This is a genomic window from Ruegeria sp. YKSF57 (assembly GCF_059612585.1).
The window spans coordinates 146,028-162,643 of the sequence record NZ_JBXWQW010000003.1 but is presented as its reverse complement, the minus strand read 5'-3'; the positions used below and the strand labels follow the sequence as shown (position 1 = coordinate 162,643).

At 57.5% G+C, this 16,616-nt stretch carries 16 protein-coding genes; 14 read left to right on the top strand and 2 right to left on the bottom strand.

What is annotated here, in order from left to right; all coding sequences use genetic code 11:
• Positions 1 to 81 precede the first annotated feature (81 nt).
• From AC2FLX_RS02010 to AC2FLX_RS01970, 9 genes are all read left to right on the top strand, one after another.
• Positions 82 to 1,317: a CpaE/TadZ family protein gene (locus tag AC2FLX_RS02010; RefSeq protein WP_480747756.1), complete on the top strand. Its 1,236-nt coding sequence runs from the start codon at positions 82 to 84 to the stop codon at positions 1,315 to 1,317.
• A 23-nt stretch (positions 1,318 to 1,340) separates the two neighbouring features.
• A complete protein-coding gene (locus tag AC2FLX_RS02005) occupies positions 1,341 to 2,783 on the top strand; it encodes a TadA family conjugal transfer-associated ATPase (RefSeq protein WP_480747757.1) in 1,443 nt (480 codons plus the stop codon).
• A 10-nt stretch (positions 2,784 to 2,793) separates the two neighbouring features.
• Positions 2,794 to 3,762 (top strand): type II secretion system F family protein, encoded by a 969-nt coding sequence (locus AC2FLX_RS02000; protein WP_480747758.1) that lies wholly within the window; start codon positions 2,794 to 2,796, stop codon positions 3,760 to 3,762.
• 9 nt (positions 3,763 to 3,771) lie between these two features.
• The gene (locus AC2FLX_RS01995; RefSeq protein ID WP_496744798.1) at positions 3,772 to 4,758 is read left to right on the top strand and encodes a type II secretion system F family protein; all 987 of its coding nucleotides are present in this window, start codon (positions 3,772 to 3,774) and stop codon (positions 4,756 to 4,758) included.
• Between the two features lie 74 nt (positions 4,759 to 4,832).
• Entirely contained in the window at positions 4,833 to 5,339 is a 507-nt protein-coding gene (locus AC2FLX_RS01990; protein ID WP_496744800.1) for a tetratricopeptide repeat protein, read from the top strand.
• 30 nt (positions 5,340 to 5,369) lie between these two features.
• Positions 5,370 to 6,218, top strand: a complete 849-nt coding sequence (locus tag AC2FLX_RS01985; RefSeq protein WP_496810801.1) for a tetratricopeptide repeat protein — start codon at positions 5,370 to 5,372, stop codon at positions 6,216 to 6,218.
• Between the two features lie 3 nt (positions 6,219 to 6,221).
• Positions 6,222 to 6,767 carry a prepilin peptidase gene (locus AC2FLX_RS01980; protein ID WP_496810802.1) on the top strand — a complete coding sequence of 182 codons (546 nt, stop codon included), beginning with the start codon at positions 6,222 to 6,224 and terminating at the stop codon, positions 6,765 to 6,767.
• Between the two features lie 118 nt (positions 6,768 to 6,885).
• Complete coding sequence (locus AC2FLX_RS01975; RefSeq protein WP_496744803.1) at positions 6,886 to 8,193, top strand: DUF8689 domain-containing protein; 1,308 nt, start codon at positions 6,886 to 6,888, stop codon at positions 8,191 to 8,193.
• The gene (locus tag AC2FLX_RS01970) at positions 8,190 to 8,990 is read left to right on the top strand and encodes an NAD(P)-dependent oxidoreductase (RefSeq protein WP_496810803.1); all 801 of its coding nucleotides are present in this window, start codon (positions 8,190 to 8,192) and stop codon (positions 8,988 to 8,990) included. The genes AC2FLX_RS01975 and AC2FLX_RS01970 overlap by 4 nt, the downstream gene beginning before the upstream one ends.
• 207 nt (positions 8,991 to 9,197) lie before the next feature.
• Here the strand turns inward: AC2FLX_RS01970 and AC2FLX_RS01965 are convergent, their stop codons facing one another.
• Positions 9,198 to 9,386: a hypothetical protein gene (locus AC2FLX_RS01965; protein ID WP_496810804.1), complete on the bottom strand. Its 189-nt coding sequence runs from the start codon at positions 9,384 to 9,386 to the stop codon at positions 9,198 to 9,200.
• A gap of 403 nt (positions 9,387 to 9,789) precedes the next feature.
• On the opposite strand from AC2FLX_RS01965, the gene speA reads away from it, so the two are divergent.
• The 4 genes from speA (at position 9,790) to speB (ending at position 15,008) form a co-directional block, all read left to right on the top strand.
• Positions 9,790 to 11,679 (top strand): biosynthetic arginine decarboxylase, encoded by a 1,890-nt coding sequence (speA, locus tag AC2FLX_RS01960; RefSeq protein WP_496810805.1) that lies wholly within the window; start codon positions 9,790 to 9,792, stop codon positions 11,677 to 11,679.
• Positions 11,680 to 11,702: 23 nt separating this feature from the next.
• Positions 11,703 to 12,914 (top strand): saccharopine dehydrogenase family protein, encoded by a 1,212-nt coding sequence (locus AC2FLX_RS01955; RefSeq protein ID WP_496810806.1) that lies wholly within the window; start codon positions 11,703 to 11,705, stop codon positions 12,912 to 12,914.
• Between the two features lie 85 nt (positions 12,915 to 12,999).
• A complete protein-coding gene (locus AC2FLX_RS01950) occupies positions 13,000 to 14,169 on the top strand; it encodes a carboxynorspermidine decarboxylase (protein ID WP_496810807.1) in 1,170 nt (389 codons plus the stop codon).
• Complete coding sequence (gene speB, locus AC2FLX_RS01945) at positions 14,166 to 15,008, top strand: agmatinase (protein WP_496810808.1); 843 nt, start codon at positions 14,166 to 14,168, stop codon at positions 15,006 to 15,008. The genes AC2FLX_RS01950 and speB overlap by 4 nt, the downstream gene beginning before the upstream one ends.
• A 51-nt stretch (positions 15,009 to 15,059) precedes the next feature.
• Here speB and AC2FLX_RS01940 read toward each other — a convergent pair whose 3' ends face one another.
• Positions 15,060 to 15,662 carry an HD domain-containing protein gene (locus AC2FLX_RS01940; protein WP_480747770.1) on the bottom strand — a complete coding sequence of 201 codons (603 nt, stop codon included), beginning with the start codon at positions 15,660 to 15,662 and terminating at the stop codon, positions 15,060 to 15,062.
• Positions 15,663 to 15,762: 100 nt separating this feature from the next.
• Between AC2FLX_RS01940 and AC2FLX_RS01935 the strand changes: the two genes are divergently transcribed.
• Positions 15,763 to 16,605, top strand: coding sequence for a LysR family transcriptional regulator (locus AC2FLX_RS01935; RefSeq protein ID WP_496810809.1), 843 nt, complete (start codon positions 15,763 to 15,765; stop codon positions 16,603 to 16,605).
• Positions 16,606 to 16,616: the final 11 nt, after the last annotated feature.

The window sequence follows — 16,616 nt, the reverse complement described above, 5'->3', positions numbered from 1 at the left end:
ACCGCAATCGGGCGATCTCAGGCCAGACTAGGCGCAATGCTGATCCTCTGACCTGCGCTCACGCAACAAAGGATCTTATTGATGAGCAGCGATTCGCCGCATTCCGAGGAAAACACGCTCCGGGCCTGCACCGTCAGCCGCGATGTTCAGAATTTCGATCTGCTTATCGAAGACATGGAAGTGGTAATGGGCGAAAGCTGGGGCGATCTTGGCTTTTCCGAAGCCTTTGCCTTTCTCGAACAACCCGAGGCCGAAACGCTTGAATTCATTGCGCTCGCCATTGACGGCGACGACGAAAACGACCTTGACCGGTTGAGCGAGATCATCGTTCTGGCCAAGTCGCGCAGCATCAAGGTCATCCTGATCGCCGAAGATGTGACACCGGCTGCTCTTCACAAGCTTTTGCGGCAAGGCGCCGACGAGTTTGTCCCCTACCCCCTGCCCGAAAACGAACTCCAGGAGGCGATAACCAGAATCAGAAAGCCCGAGCCCAAGCTCGTGGCGCAAGGTTCATCGCCGCAACTGGACGCTCAAGACTCGAAAGAAGGCGCTCTTCTGGTTGTTCACGGTCTGGCGGGCGGTGTCGGTGCGACTACGCTGGCAGTTAATCTGGCCTGGGAGTTGGCCAACGTATCCAAAAAAGATGCGCCGAGCGTATGTCTTCTGGATCTCGATCTGCAATTTGGCACTGTCTCGACCTATCTCGACCTTCCCCGTCGTGAAGCGGTGTTCGAGATGCTTTCCGACACTGCGTCAATGGATGAAGACGCCTTTGGTCAGGCGCTTCAGACCTATGAAGACAAGCTACAGGTCCTGACCGCTCCTGCTGATCTGGTTCCGCTCGACATCATCACGCAGGAAGACGTTCAGCGTGTCATCAACATTGCGCGCGCACATTTTGACTATGTGGTCGTGGATATGCCGACCACCCTGGTCCACTGGTCGGAAACTGTCTTGCAGGCCGCGCACGTCTATTTTGCATTGATCGAGCTGGACATGCGGTCGGCGCAGAACGCTTTGCGCCTGAAACGCGCCCTGCAATCCGAGGATCTGCCATTCAACAAACTGCGATTTGCCTTGAACCGCGCCCCGAAATTCACGGATCTGACCGGCAAAAGCCGTGTCAAACGTATGGGCGAAAGCCTGGGCATCTCCATCGACCTGCAATTGCCTGACGGTGGCAAGCCGGTCATGCAGGGCGGCGATCATGGGCTGCCGCTCGCCTCATCAGCGGCGAAGAATCCGCTGCGCAAGGAAATCTCGAAACTGGCCGAATCGTTGCATGCCCTGGGCAGCAACGACGCAGAAGCCGCCTGATAGCAACCTGAGGGGGATCCGCTGTGTTTTCCAGGTACAAAAAGCAACCGGGAGCTGTGCCGGTCAGTGCGAAAGAGCAAAACCCCAATACATCAACCGAAACCCAAAAGTCCGAGGCTGCGCCAAAAGCATCGATGCGGAAACCCGTTCAATTGCGCCCGGCGGTCGCCGGGAGCTCTGATCGGGATCGAAAGCGCAAGGAACGGTTGGGTGAGCTCAAGATTGAGCTTCACCGCGAGTTGCTGGAAAACCTGAACCTTGCCGCGCTTGAACGCGCCTCGGAAGCAGAATTGCGAACCGAAATCAGCTCGATTGCCAGCGAAATCCTGGAACAACAGAGCGTCGTTCTCAATCGCGAGGACCGGGCGCAACTGAACAAGGAACTGTATGACGAAGTCAAAGGGCTTGGCCCACTCGAGACGCTTTTGCAGGATGATTCAATCAGCGATATTCTGGTGAACGGCCCTCAGCAAGTTTTTGTCGAACGGTTCGGCAAGCTTGAGTTGAGCGACATCTCGTTCAAAGACGAAAAACACCTGATGCGGATTATCGACAAAATCGTGTCCGCCGTGGGTCGTCGCGTCGATGAATCTAACCCCTATGTTGACGCCCGTCTTGCCGATGGTTCGCGTTTCAATGCGATGGTCCCGCCAATTGCGGTTGACGGGTCGCTGGTTTCCATCCGGAAATTCAAGAAAGACAAGCTGAACATCGACGATCTAGTGACTTTCGGTGCTTTTACCGAAGAAATGGCGGCCTATCTGCAGGCAGCGGTCGCCACCCGTCTGAACGTGATCGTATCGGGTGGTACAGGTTCGGGTAAAACCACCACGCTCAATGCGCTCTCCAGCTTCATCGACAATTCTGAACGTATCCTGACTATCGAGGACACGGCGGAACTTCAGCTGCAGCAGACCCATGTGGGCCGAATGGAAAGCCGCCCGCCCAACGTCGAAGGCAAAGGTGAGGTCAGCCCGCGGGACTGCCTGAAAAACGCCCTGCGTATGCGTCCCGACCGAATTATCGTCGGTGAAACGCGCGGCGCCGAGGTGATCGACATGTTGCAGGCCATGAACACCGGTCACGACGGTTCGATGACGACAATCCATGCCAACTCTGCCCGTGATGCGGTTTCGCGTTTGGAAAACATGATCGCCATGGCAGGAATCGAGATGCCGATCAAGGCGGTTCGCAGCCAAATCGCCTCAGCCGTGAACCTGATCGTACAGGCCAGCCGTTTGCAGGACGGCTCGCGCCGGATGACGTCGATCACAGAAATTACCGGTATGGAAGGCGATGTGATCTCGATGCAGGAGATTTTCCGCTTTCAGCGTGTCGGGTTAACGCCCGAGAACAAGATTATCGGACATTTCACGGCAACGGGCGTGCGCAGTCACTTTTCCGAGCGGTTCCGCCTTTGGGGCTTTGATCTGCCGCCGTCCATCTACGACCCAACCACGATGTGAGGATCACGCCATGCAACTCAGCCTGGAGCCGTTCATTTATGGCGCCATATTCATAGGCGTCCTGTTTTTGGTTGAAGGTCTGTACTTGGTGGCCTTTGGCAAGTCGATCAGTCAGAACAGCCGCGTGAACCGCCGGTTGGAGATGCTCGACAAGGGGCAAGGGCGCGAACAGGTACTTGAGCAGCTGCGCAAGGAAATGCAGCAGCACATGAAGACCAAGTCCATTCCGCTCTATTCCCTTTTGTCCGAGAAGGCGCAGAAAGCTGCAATCGCGTTCACGCCCACGCAGCTGATCATGATCATGGTCTTTGTGTCGGCATTCGCTTTTGTAGCACTCAGCGTCGGGACCAACACTGAAACACCGGTTCGCGCCGCCATATCGGTCGTCTTCGGAGTGGGTGGGGTCTACTTGTGGGTCAACCACAAGGCCAAGAAACGCATGAACCTCATCGAAGAGCAACTGCCCGACGCGGTTGAGCTGATGGTTCGGTCGCTGCGCGTGGGCCACCCCTTTGTATCGGCCATCCAGATCGTCGCAAAAGAGGTCGGCGACCCGATCGCCACCGAGTTCGGCATCATCGCGGATGAAAGCGCATATGGCCGCGACGTTGGCGAAGCCCTCAAGGAAATGGCACAGCGCCTCGACATGCAGGATCTCCGCTTTCTTGCCGTCGCTGTCTCAATTCAGCAGCAATCCGGCGGTAACCTAGCCGAAATTCTTGCTGGTCTGGCAAAAGTAATCCGCGCGCGGTTCCGCCTGTTTCGGCGGGTCAAGGCGATCACAGCCGAAGCGCAATGGTCCGGCAAGTTCTTGTCGGCGTTTCCGTTGTTCTGCCTGATGTTCATCATGGTGAAGGACCCGCACTACTATGACGTGGTTCTCGATCACCCTTGGTTCATTCCGGCATGTTTCTTCGTCGGCATCATGCTGACGCTCAACCTGTTCGTTATGCGCGCGCTGACGAACATCAAAGTGTAAGGGGCCGACATGGAATTCCTGACCAAGATCAATGACCTGCTGACCGAGCACCTTGGTGAGTTCGGCCCTCTGATCGCAGTTGGCGTGCTCGGGTTGTTCATGATCCTTCTGACGGTTCCGGTTCTTTTGAACCAGAAAGAAGACCCCCTCAACAAACTCAAGCGCGACACCGCACCTAAGGCGCCTCCAAAAGGAAAAAAAGATCAACTGCGCCAAGCTGGCCGCAACGAACAGCTTGAAAAATTCGCGGGATTCCTGGAGCCGAAAGACGCCGAAGAGTTATCCGCGATCCAACTCAAGCTGCGTCAGGCTGGTTATCGTTCGAAGGACTCTGTACGATTCTTCCATTTCGCACAATTTGCGTTAGGAATTCTTGGGTTACTAATCGGAACACTGTTTGTCACCGTTTTGGCAAGCGGGCAGGAATTCAGCGGGCAACAGATAGCCATCCGCCTTCTCACCCCTGGGTTCATCGGTTACTTCTTGCCGAAATACTGGATCACCCGCCGGGTCGCGACCCGCAAAGAGAATATAACCTCCGGATTTCCGGACGCGCTGGACATGATGCTGGTCTGCGTCGAAGCGGGTCAGTCGCTTGATCAGGCGATTGTCCGTGTCGCAGCAGAGATGCACGTCTCCTACCCTGAGATTGCCGAAGAGTTCGAGATTGTCGCCCACGAATTGAAGGCGGGAAAGGAAAAGGACAGGGTTCTCAGGGACATGGGCACACGTTGCGGGGTTCAAGACGTATCGTCCTTCGTTACGGTGATGATCCAATCGGCGACCTTTGGCACTTCGATCGCGGAAGCCCTGCGCGTTTATGCCGATGAAATGCGCGACAAACGCGTCATGCGCGCCGAAGAGGCCGCAAACAAGTTGCCAACGAAAATGACCCTTGCCACAATGATGCTGACGGTTCCGCCGCTGTTGGTCATTCTGGTCGGCCCTTCGGCTCAAGGCATCGCGAATCTGAAAAACATCGGCGCAGGCAACTGAAAATGTTCAAACCGGGCGTGGGCGGGCCCAGATCTCTATGCAGAAAGTTAGCGGTCATCGCCATTTTGACAGCGATGACCGCTTGCGCGTCCAATAGCCTGCCCGACACACCTTACCCACCCGGTTTTGATCCATGGGGCGAAGAGGTAGAACCTCTGATCGTGGCGCATCGTCTTATGGAATCCGGTGAATACGAATTGGCCCTGAACGCCTTTTCCCGTGCGGCCCTGAAGGAAGGGATGACAACCGAGATCGTAACCGGCATGGGTACGGCCAATCTGGGGTTGGGGCGTCTCGGACAATCCGAGAAACTGCTCAGGCGAGCGGTCGAAGAGGCCCCGGACTGGCCTGAGGCCTGGAACAACCTTGGTGTAGTTCTGGTGGAAACCCGACAGTATCCCGAGGCCGCATTGGTGTTCAAGAAGGCTTATGCGCTGGACAATGGCGAAAGTGACGCAATACGCGACAATTTACAGTTAGCTCTCGCAAAAATGGAAAATCCTGTTACCATCTCCGAAAAAGAAGAATTCAAGCTGGTGCAGCGGGGACAGGGCGACTTTGTCCTGCGCAGAACGCCATGATCGAGGCAAGAGCAGTAAGGGACGCAAAAAATGCGCCACTCCATCCTGATTCCAAGCATGCTTGCATGCGGGCTGACGCTGGCAGCCTGCGCAGATAAAGGCGAGGAAACCGTCGACAAGACCCTGCAGGACATCAATGTCATCGACGAAACCAACCTCAACGACGTCATGTTGAGCGTCGCAGACCCGAATGAGGCGGTCGCATATTTTCAGCGGGCATCGGCGGCCAATCCCGACCGCGCTGACCTGCAACGCGGTCTCGCCTATTCCTTGGGTCGTGCAAAACGCAGCACCGAAGCCGCTGCCGCTTGGTCCAAACTGGTGAAGATGAACGGGTCGACCACCGAAGACAAGGTCAGCTACGCCGACGCTTTGATCCGTTCTGGCGACTGGGCCAAAGCGGAAAGCACTTTGGACTCGATCCCGCCGACGCATGAAACTTTCAGCCGCTACCGTCTTGAGGCGATGGTGGCCGACGCGAACAAGGACTGGAAACGCGCGGACTCGTTTTATGAAACCGCTATCGGGCTGACGACACGTCCGGCCGGGGTGATGAACAACTGGGGATACTCCAAGTTGACGCGCGGCCAATATGCCGAAGCAGAACGCCTGTTCAACGAGGCGATCAAGCACGATAAATCCCTGTTCACCGCCAAGAACAATCTGGTTCTGGCGCGTGGTGCGCAGCGCAACTATGCCCTCCCCGTCGTTCCAATGGATCAGGTCGAGCGGGCAACCCTGCTGCACACGATGGCCCTGTCAGCAATCAAGCAGGGTGACGTGGAAACCGGCAAAACCCTGCTGCGCGACGCAATCTCAACGCATCCGCAACACTTTGAAGAAGCTGTAAGATCGCTGGACGCTTTGGAGAGCGCCTGAGCAATGGAAATTCCATCAACGGCAGCATTATGGTTCTTGCCATTTGTGCTGCCGGTTTGCCTGTACGTTGCCTTTACCGATCTGCGCGAGATGAAGATCAAGAACCAGGCGAATACGGCGCTATGCGGGATCTTTATCGTCGTTGGTCTCATCGCCCTCCCCCTGTGGTCTGGTGATTGGCCGACCGGCACAGTTGGTCCATTTACATTCTCGCTACCCGTCTATGTCTGGCAACTTCTCCATCTGCCGGTCGTGTTGCTGATCGGTTTCCTTCTGAACGCGGGCGGAGCGGTCGGGGCTGGTGACGCCAAGTTCGCCGCTGTCGCAGCCCCGTTTGTCTGGACCTCAGATATCAGGCTGGTTCTGGCCATTCTGGCGGCAGGTTTGCTGGGGGCATTCTTTACCCACCGACTGGCCAAATACACAGCCCTGCGGCGTATCGCGCCCGAATGGAAAAGCTGGGAGGCGGGCAAGCTCTTTCCCATGGGGCTGACTCTGGCCGGAAGCCTGTCCATTTACTTGATTCTGGGAACGATTTATGGGGCGTGAGTGATCATCGACACGCCCCGGCTCTGCCTTTGTGCTGCCACATTGCTGGGCCAGTTTTACCCCGTGCGGTTCCACCCGCGAAACAATACCGGCGAATCTGAACGAACGAGCACCGCTCATGAACATGCAGACCACCACCGTTATGGCCCCACCGCCCCCCAAGGGGCTGGCGGAAATGAAACTTCCACTGGTCATGATGCGGGACATTCTTCTCAAGACCATCTTCCGCAAAAACGTCAACATGGTCACCGAGATTGCCGAGGCCATTTGCCTGCCGGGGTCCGTGACCCAGGAACTGGTGGATATTGCACGAGAGCAGAAATTGCTGGAAGCAACCGGCACCCTCGTCGCCAATGCCGGCAACGAGATGGGGTACCAGTTGACCGACGCCGGCAAGGCACGGGCGCTGGATGCACTCAGCCAGTCGGAGTATTTCGGTGCGATGCCGGTGCCGCTGGACGTTTATCGCGAACAGGTCAAGCGCCAGTCGATTCGCAATATTCAAGTGACCCGGGAACAGCTCGTCAACGCGATGGGGCATCTGGTTTTGCCAGACAGTTTGCTGGATCACCTTGGCCCTGCGGTCAGCGCCGGCAGGTCGATCCTGATGTATGGCCCCCCGGGCAACGGTAAGTCCTCCATCTCAAACGGTATTCGCGATGCCTTAGGCGATCATGTCTATGTTCCCCGCGCCATAGAATATGCCGGTCAGGTGATCACGGTCTATGACCCGATCGTGCACAACCTGATCGAACAGGAAACGGACGATCCTAACAGCCTGCGCCGCCGCAAGCGTTTCGACACCCGTTATGTGATGTGCGAAAGACCGACGGTGATTACCGGCGGTGAACTGTCGCTCAGCATGCTGGATCTGGTCTATAACCCAACTGCGCGCACCTATCAGGCGCCGCTTCAGCTGAAATCGACCGGGGGTATCTTTATCGTCGACGACCTTGGCCGCCAAACCGAACCGCCGCAGGCGTTGGTCAACCGCTGGATCGTACCGCTTGAAGAAAACAAAGATATTCTCGGCCTGCAATCCGGTGAAAAATTCGAAGTTCCCTTCGACACGCTGGTGATCTTTTCAACCAACTTTCACCCGAATGAAATCTTCGACATGGCGGCCTTGCGCCGGATCTTCTTCAAGATCAAGATCGATGGCCCGAACCAGGAGAATTTCCTGAAGATCTTTGCCATGGTTGCCCGCAAGCGCGGCATGCCACTGGATGAGTCGGCGCTGGTTCATCTGCTCAAGGTCAAGTATCCGACGATCAACAACATCTATGCGAACTATCAACCGATCTTTTTGATCGACCAGATGATTGCCATCTGCGAGTTCGAGGGTATTCCCTATCAAATGTCGCCAGAACTGATCGACCGGGCCTGGGCCAACATGTTCGTGAGGGACGAAGAGATCGTCAAATGATCGGTCTGGCCGGTTGCGGCCGCATGGGCGCTCCGATGCTCGCCGCCTTGCGCCGCGCTGGCTTTGACGCCCGGGGATTCGATATCCGTGATCCGGCCGAGTTCGGGGTGTTGCAGCCTTTTGTTACCAATGACGCGACCGCGTTTGGGCAGGGTTTGCACACCTTGCTGACTGTTGTTCGGGACGTACCGCAAACTGAGGATGTTCTGTTTGAGTCTCAGGGTTTTGTCGATGCACCCGGTCTGCGCCGGATCATCCTGTGCTCGACGCTCTCTCCTCGATACGTGCGTGAATTGCGCGAGCGGGTTCCCGACAGGATCAGCCTGATCGACGCGCCGATGTCGGGGGCGCAGATCGCCGCGCAAGAGGCGCGGTTGTCATTTATGCTGGGCGGTAACGTTGGGGATCTGGACGCAGCGCAGCCGTTGTTTGACGCCATGGGTAGGTATTATCACCGTATGGGGCCATACGGCATGGGGATGCAGGCCAAGGTTCTCAACAACCTTCTGGCGGCCTCAAACACGGCGATCACACGGCTGGTTCTGGACTGGGCACACCAAGCCGGGCTGGACCAGCACAAATTGTTGAACCTCATCCATACAAGCTCGGGCCAGAACTGGTTCGCTTCCGGGTTCCAAAAGATCGAATTCGCACAGGACGGATATCAAGACGACAACACGATCGGCATTCTTGTAAAAGACGTCGAAAGCGCTCTTGATGCTGCCCCGGACGGGGCGGGAATAGGTCTTTTCCGATCTCTCCAGAACCTTTTGCGGGATCTCGAACCGCATAAATGATCATCTTTGCCGGATTCTATCCGACCGGCAAACCGCCCTGCGCGCCCTCCCTGAAACACGCAGGGCGCCTCCCTCCGCAAGTCTTGGTTCAGTCGCAGAGGAACCGGAGCCTGTTACCGACATTTGGTCGCTCTGCCCTGAGCACTTGTCAGATCGCGTAACGGCATCAAGAACGTTATCAAACCCACGCCAGCCGGCTTGTCCGTATCACTCTTGAAAGCTTGCGACCCAGACTGCTTTCTGGACATCGGGCAGAATGGCGGCGCTGGTTTTGATTTCGAGTGCCGGGTTCTCCTGATCCTTCTGATGCAGCGCAGCACCGGCCGATTGCGTGACCGCTGTTACGCATACGGCGGTGGCAACGATGGCCGCAATGAATTTGGTGTTTGCTTTCATGCCCGTTCTGCCTTCTACGACGATTTCCCAGCACAACGGATATATGGCGCCCACGGCTGATCGGGACCTGTCCTTACAATTAAGTTTTCTTCACATTACCGATATGACCGCCTTCCTGACCCCATCCGCCAGAACACAAATCCCGGTCGCGACAGGCCCCTGCAGCACGACTTCAAGGGGCAACAGGGCAATTTGACATTCCCGTCTCGCAGGGTTTCAATCAAGGTTCCTTCAGCGGCGGCCAGATTGTGCAGATATATGTGCTGCGGCGAGATAGGTGGAAAAAGACGTTAGACCGCAGTTTAAATCCGATACTGTAAGAGTTTACGCTTGGACGAATCGAACACCTCCCGTAAAGGGCGGCGCACATCCACAGGCTTCAAACCACAGGGGACATGGTTGATTGAAACAGACGTCTGACGCACCGCATTCCGTTTATGGCGTGGAAAAATGGGGCAAAGGTCTCATAGAGGTGACTGAGGACGGCGAGATCGGCCTTCGAAATCCCCTTGCCCCCGATGCGGCCGCCATCAGCCTGCCGGGCATTCTGCACGATCTTGATCAACGTGGCATCCGGGCACCGATGCTGCTTCGGATCAGTTCATATCTGGAAAACGAGATTGCCCATATCAACGAAAGCTTTGCCGAGGCCATCGCGCGCACCGGATATCGCGGCCAGTATCGCGGCGTATTCCCGATCAAGGTGAACCAGCAGGCACAGGTGATCGACCGGATCGTCGAGTTCGGACAGAAATACAATTACGGGCTCGAAGCGGGTTCGAAACCTGAACTCGTCATCGCGCTGGCGCACCGTCTGGCGCGCGAGGCGCTGATCGTCTGCAACGGCGTCAAGGATGCCGAGTTCATCCAGCTTGCCATCCTCAGCCGCAAGATCGGCTTTAACACCGTAGTCGTGCTGGAAAGCCCGAAAGAAGCCGACACCGTGATCGAGGTCTATAACGAGCTGGGCATCGAACCCTTGCTGGGCGTGCGGGTGAAGCTCACCAACCAGATCAGCGGCAAATGGGAAGAAAGCTCGGGCGACCGCTCGGCTTTTGGCATGAACACTGATCAGCTGGTGTCGGTGGTGGACAAGCTGAAAGCAGCCGGTTTGCTGCATTGCCTGAAGCTTCAGCATTCACATCTGGGCAGCCAGGTGCCCGACGTCAACGACGTGCGCCGCGCCGTTGGCGAAGCCTGCCGGTATTATACCGAACTCACGCGCGAAGGCGTGCCACTCAGTCATCTTGATCTCGGTGGCGGCATGGGCGTGGATTACACTGGCGAAAAAAAGGCCACCGAGAACTCGATCAACTACACGGTCGAGGAATACTGTGCCAACGTTGTCGAAACCGTGGCCTACGCGATGGACGAGGCCGAGGTGGATCATCCCACGCTGGTCACCGAAAGCGGCCGCGCCGTCGTAGCGACCTCTTCGATGCTGGTCTTCAACGTCCTTGAATGCACGCTTTATGACGCGCCGAACGGGCCTGACGTACATCCCGACGACCACCATCTGGTGTCGGATCTGGCCGCCGTGCACGGCTATCTCAGCCATGACCGGCTGCAAGAATGCTGGAACGACGCCACCTTTTACCGCAACGAGTTGCGAGCGCTGTTCCGGCGCGGCTATGTCGACCTGCGCCAGATGGCACGGGCCGAGCGCATCTACCTGTCTCTGATGGCCCGTATCAAAGCACTCGTCGCCACGGAAGAGGGGGAAACAGATGTCGATGCCCAACTTGAAAAGCTGGCCGATATCTACCACTGCAATTTCTCGCTGTTCCAGTCGCTGCCCGATGTCTGGGCCATCGACCAGTTGCACCCGATCGTGCCATTGCAGATGTTGAACCAGGTCCCTGACCGTCGTGCTGTGCTTAGCGACATCACCTGCGACAGCGACGGCAAGATCGGCCGTTTCATACTCGCGGAAGGCGTTTCGCCCAGCCTGCCGGTCCACACGCTGCCCGAAGAAGACGATTATTACATGGGCGTGTTCTTTGTCGGGGCCTACCAGGAAACCCTTGGCGATCTGCACAACCTCTTTGGCGACACCAATGTGGTCACCATCGATCTGCGCGCCGATGGCGGGTTCGACCTGCTGCACGAGCAGGAAGGCGACACCATCTCCGAGGTTCTGGCCTATGTCGAATTTGACCCGGCCGATTGTGTCGCCGCCTTCCGCAAGATGGTGGACGAGGCGATCTCGACCGGCACGCTGAAGGCCAAGGACCGCAAGACCCTGATGAGCGCCTACCGCGACTCGATCAACGGCTACACCTATTACGAATAACCCCCTGTGAGAGGAGACACCCCATGGGCAAAACACTGGTTGTCGGCGCAGGTGGCGTCAGTCACGCCGCCGTGCACAAGATGGCTATGAATTCGGATATTTTTACCGAAATTACGCTGGCCAGCCGCACCAAGTCGAAATGCGACGCCATCGCGAAATCGGTCAAGGAGCGCACCGGGGTAGAGATCAAAACCGCCGCACTCGACGCCTACAGGGTCGCCGACACCGTCGCCCTGATCAAGCAGACCGGCGCCGAAATCCTTGTGAACCTCGCCCTGCCCTACCAGGACCTCGTGCTGATGGATGCATGCCTCGAGGCCGGCTGCCACTACCTCGACACTGCAAATTACGAGCCCGAGGACGTGGCCAAATTCGAATACCACTGGCAATGGGCGTACCAGGAAAAGTTCAAGGAGGCGGGCCTGACCGCCATTCTCGGTTCGGGCTTCGATCCGGGCGTCACCTCGGTCTTCGCCACATGGCTCAAGAAACACAAGCTCGACACCATCCGCCAGATCGACGTTCTGGATGCCAATGGCGGCTCGAACGACCAGGAATTCGCCACTAACTTCAACCCCGAAATCAACCTGCGCGAAGTGCTGGCCGAAGTGCGCCACTGGGAAGACGGCGAATGGAAAACCAGCCCTGCCATGACCACCAAGGTCGAGTTCGACTTCCCCGCCATCGGTCCCAAGAACATGTACCTGATGTATCACGAGGAACTGGAATCGCTTTCGACCCACTTCCCCGAAATCGAACGCGCCCGTTTCTGGATGACCTTCGGCGACGCCTACATCACCCATGCCAAGGTTCTGGAAAACGTCGGCATGACCCGCATCGACCCGGTCATGCATGACGGACACGAGATCATCCCGATCCAGTTTCTCAAAACCCTTCTGCCCGATCCCGGCGATCTGGGCGCGGAAACCAAAGGCAAGGCCTGCATCGGCGACATCGCCACGGGTCAGGCCAAGGATGGCTCGGGCGAGAAAACCTATTACATCTACAATATCTGCGATCATCAGGAGTGCTACGCGGAAGTCGGCAGCCAGGCCGTCAGCTACACCACGGGTGTCCCCGCCATGATCGGCGCGGCGCAGGTGCTGAAAGGCAACTGGGTGCAACCAGGCGTCTGGAACATGGAGCAACTCGACCCCGACGATTTCATGGACATGCTGAACGACCATGGCCTGCCATGGCAGGTTCATGAACTCGACGGCCCGGTCACCTTCTGATCCGCGTCAGCTTCATCTGGCCCTTAATATCCCGGGGGTCCGGGGGCAGCGCCCCCGGCCTCTCGACTTCAAGGAGACGCCGGACATGTCCGACATGATGACCACTCAGGCAGGCGATGCCGGAGCTTTCCGCGCCTTCGATCTCAATCGAGTCCCAACCCCCTGTTTCGTGGTCGATGAAAAAGCGGTTCAGCGAAACCTTGAGGCGCTTGCGGATATCGGTCATCGCTCGGGTGCGCATGTGCTGAGCGCACTCAAGGCGTTTTCGATGTTCGCGCTCGCGCCCCTGATCCGGCAGCACCTCGGCGGCACCTGCGCCAGCGGCATCTACGAGGCACGTCTGGGCCGCGAGGAATATGGCGGCGAGGTCGCAACCTTCTGTGCCGGCTATAAGGACAGCGACATCGACGAGATCATTGCGCTCAGCGACCACATCATCTTTAACAGCCCCGCCCAAAAGGACCGCTTCCTCGGCAAATGCCGCGCGGCTGGCAAACAGGTAGGCTTGCGCATCAACCCGGAACACTCCGAAGGCGAGGTGCCGAAATACGACCCCTGCGCACCCTGTTCGCGCCTCGGCACCCCGGTCAGCCAATTGACGCCTGCGGCTTTGAATGGCGTCGACGGCCTGCACATGCACACGCTCTGCGAGCAAGGGTTCGAACCGCTCCAGCGCACATGGGCCTCGGTCGAACCAAAGCTCGCGCCGTTCATCGGTGGCCTCAAATGGCTCAACTTCGGCGGCGGTCATCACATCACCCGCGACGACTATGACCGCGACGGGCTGGTTGCCCTCATCAAGGGCATTCGCAGTAAACACGGCATCGACGTCTATCTCGAACCCGGCGAGGCTGTGGCCCTGGACGCGGGCATTCTGGTCGGCGAAATCCTCGACCTGCCGCAGAATGGTATGAACCTTGCCATCACTGATATCTCTGCCACCTGCCACATGCCCGACGTGATCGAGGCGCCCTATCGCCCCGCGCTGATGGACGAGGCACACGCGGGCCACATCTATCGCCTCGGCGGTCCGTCCTGCCTGGCCGGCGACGTGATCGGGGATTATACATGGGCCGAACCGCTGCGGATCGGGCAGCGCTTTGCCTTTCTCGATCAGGCGCATTACTCGATGGTCAAGACCAACACCTTCAACGGTGTGCCCTTGCCCACGATCGCGCTATGGAACAGCGAAACCGACGAACTGAAGATCGTCAGACAGTTCGGATACCAGGACTTCAAGGACCGCCTTTCATGAGCATCTTTCTCGACAGCGAACTGACCGACGCCGAGCGCACAGAAACCGCACGTTTCCGCGTGATCCCTGTACCGTTGGAACGCACCGTTTCCTATGGATCCGGCACAGCAAATGGCCCCTCCGCGATCATCGAGGCCTCGAACGAGCTTGAGCGGATCGTCGGTACCGCTGAGCCTTGCGCCGAAGGTATAATAACGGAACCACCGCTGGATTGTGACGCCCCCCTGCCAGTGGTGATGGAGCGTCTCGCGACCCGCACCGAGGCGGCGGTTCGCGCTGGCAAGGTTCCTGTCACGCTGGGGGGCGAACATTCTCTCAGCTATGGTGCGGTCATGGGCGTGGCGCGCGCGCTGGGTCAACCGGTCGGCATCGTCCAAATCGACGCCCACGCGGATTTGCGCATCGCCTATCAGGGCGAAAAGCATAGCCATGCCTCGGTTATGCATCTGCTGGCCGAAGAAGGCATCTCTCTGGCGCAATTCGGTGTCCGCGCGCTGTGCTCGCAAGAGGCGGAAAGCCGCGAACGCAACTCCGTCTTCCATGTGGACGCCGAAGAACTGGTGACCGGCAATATCCACAGCGTCGATCTGCCCGAGGATTTCCCCGAACTGGTCTATGTCAGTTTTGACGTCGACGGGTTGGACCCTTCGCAAATGCCGGCCACAGGTACGCCGGTGCCCGGCGGCCTTGGCTATTATCAGGCGCTGCACCTTGTGGAACACGCGCTCGAGGGGCGCAGATGCGTGGGCTTCGACGTTGTTGAACTGGCGCCCGACGGCAATGCCGCGTGGAATTTCACCGCCGCCCAGATCGTTTACCGGTTGATGGCCGCCTGCTAAACGCCAGCCAGAATTGCCGGACGGGTGGAGCTGTCCCGCCCGGCGTGGTCGTCAGTCGAGTTTGCCGTCTTCGGCGGTCTCGTTCAGTTCCATATGCCCGCCACTCTTTGACAAAAGCTTGCGCAACATCGGCTCAAAGAATTCCAGAGGCTTGGTGGGATAATCCGGATCAAAGGCGCACTGGTCATAGTCGTGGCAAAACTGGCGGCAATCCTCCCAATAGGGGCTGTCGCGATACTTGTCGCGCGCGTTCCTGTCGCCACCCAGGAAATGATTGTAGTAGTAACCCTGAAACACGCAGTGATGCTTCAGAATCCAATAGGTTCTTTCGCTGACATAGGGCTTCATCATCGCTGCCGACAATTCACCGTGGTTGTAGGGGGACAGGATATCACCCACGTCATGCACCAGCGCGGCAATCACAATTTCATCGTCTGCCCCATCCTCGTATGCGCGCGTAGCCGCCTGAAGGCAGTGCTGATAGCGGTTCACCGGATAGGGCGTCCATTCCTCATCGAGCGACCGGATGGCGTCGAGGATGCGATCCGGCAAGGCCGCGTTATAGTCATCTTCGTAATCCATGACCGCCAGGAAATCTTCCTTGGTGGCGTTCTCGAAACTGGTCCAGGTGGGTTTGTGGTTTTTGTCCAGCATTGCGGTTTCCTGCTGCTAATGTCGCTCGGACACTTTATCAGCGCATCTAAAAGCAAAAAAATGAATTGATTTTATCAATCTGACACGAAAATGTTTTCAAATGCAGATCAATGCGCTGAAGACCTTTCTTTCAGTGGCCGAAACCGGTGGGTTTCATGCGGCCGCGCGCAAGATGAACGTCACGCAGACGGCAGTGAGCGCCAGAATACGCGCGCTTGAACAGGCTTTGGGACAAGACTTGTTCACGCGGGGCGCAGGCGGCACGGCATTAACAGAGTTCGGCCATCAGTTCCGCCCCTATGCCGAACAGATGGTCGGGCTGTGGAGTTTTGCAACGCAGGACCTCGCCACTCAGGCTCCCAATCGCCTGTCGATCCGGCTGGGTGCGCAACTAAGCATCTGGGACCCTCTTCTGGTCGATCTGGCCATCAGTCTGGAGCGAAACTTCGGCAAGCTGCTGCTGACGCTGAATTATGACCACGATCTAAACATGGTCGAGGCGGTGTCGACGAATGTGCTGGACGCAGCGCTCACGCACGAAAAACCGCGCAACAAGCAGATTGTGTTCGAAGAACTGCCGCCTGAACGGTTGTTGTTGGTGGAAACGCCCGGCCTTGGGTCGGACGACGACACAATTTTCGTCAATCTCGAGCTTGGCGACCTTTATCAGCATCATGTTCGCACGGTCGCGCGTCAGGCATCGGGGCAAACGATTTTTCTGGGCAATTGCATGATGGCGCTTCGCTATGTGCTGAACCGCGGTGGTCGCGGATATTTCCCGGATTACGTCATCGGCGCATATCTTCGCACCGGCCAGCTGACAGAAGTTCCAGAGGCGCGAGACCTGTTGTTGCCCATGTACCTTGTCACCCGCCCGGACGTTCCACAGCACCGTCAGTTCAGCGAAATTCTAACCTGTCTCAATGCGCTGCGCCAGGCGTGAAGTCTGGCACA

Excerpts from the sequence above, each read along its gene's own strand:
- AC2FLX_RS01965 (WP_496810804.1), bottom strand. The coding sequence starts at position 9,386 with ATGAAAGCAAACACCAAATTCATTGCGGCCATCGTTGCCACCGCCGTA.
- AC2FLX_RS01980 (WP_496810802.1), top strand. The coding sequence starts at position 6,222 with ATGGAAATTCCATCAACGGCAGCATTATGGTTCTTGCCATTTGTGCTG.
- AC2FLX_RS01990 (WP_496744800.1), top strand. The coding sequence starts at position 4,833 with ATGACCGCTTGCGCGTCCAATAGCCTGCCCGACACACCTTACCCACCC.
- AC2FLX_RS01935 (WP_496810809.1), top strand. The coding sequence starts at position 15,763 with ATGCAGATCAATGCGCTGAAGACCTTTCTTTCAGTGGCCGAAACCGGT.
- AC2FLX_RS01985 (WP_496810801.1), top strand. The coding sequence starts at position 5,370 with ATGCGCCACTCCATCCTGATTCCAAGCATGCTTGCATGCGGGCTGACG.
- AC2FLX_RS02000 (WP_480747758.1), top strand. The coding sequence starts at position 2,794 with ATGCAACTCAGCCTGGAGCCGTTCATTTATGGCGCCATATTCATAGGC.
- AC2FLX_RS01950 (WP_496810807.1), top strand. The coding sequence starts at position 13,000 with ATGTCCGACATGATGACCACTCAGGCAGGCGATGCCGGAGCTTTCCGC.
- AC2FLX_RS01995 (WP_496744798.1), top strand. The coding sequence starts at position 3,772 with ATGGAATTCCTGACCAAGATCAATGACCTGCTGACCGAGCACCTTGGT.
- speB (WP_496810808.1), top strand. The coding sequence starts at position 14,166 with ATGAGCATCTTTCTCGACAGCGAACTGACCGACGCCGAGCGCACAGAA.
- AC2FLX_RS01940 (WP_480747770.1), bottom strand. The coding sequence starts at position 15,662 with ATGCTGGACAAAAACCACAAACCCACCTGGACCAGTTTCGAGAACGCC.
- AC2FLX_RS01955 (WP_496810806.1), top strand. The coding sequence starts at position 11,703 with ATGGGCAAAACACTGGTTGTCGGCGCAGGTGGCGTCAGTCACGCCGCC.
- AC2FLX_RS01975 (WP_496744803.1), top strand. The coding sequence starts at position 6,886 with ATGAACATGCAGACCACCACCGTTATGGCCCCACCGCCCCCCAAGGGG.
- AC2FLX_RS01970 (WP_496810803.1), top strand. The coding sequence starts at position 8,190 with ATGATCGGTCTGGCCGGTTGCGGCCGCATGGGCGCTCCGATGCTCGCC.
- AC2FLX_RS02010 (WP_480747756.1), top strand. The coding sequence starts at position 82 with ATGAGCAGCGATTCGCCGCATTCCGAGGAAAACACGCTCCGGGCCTGC.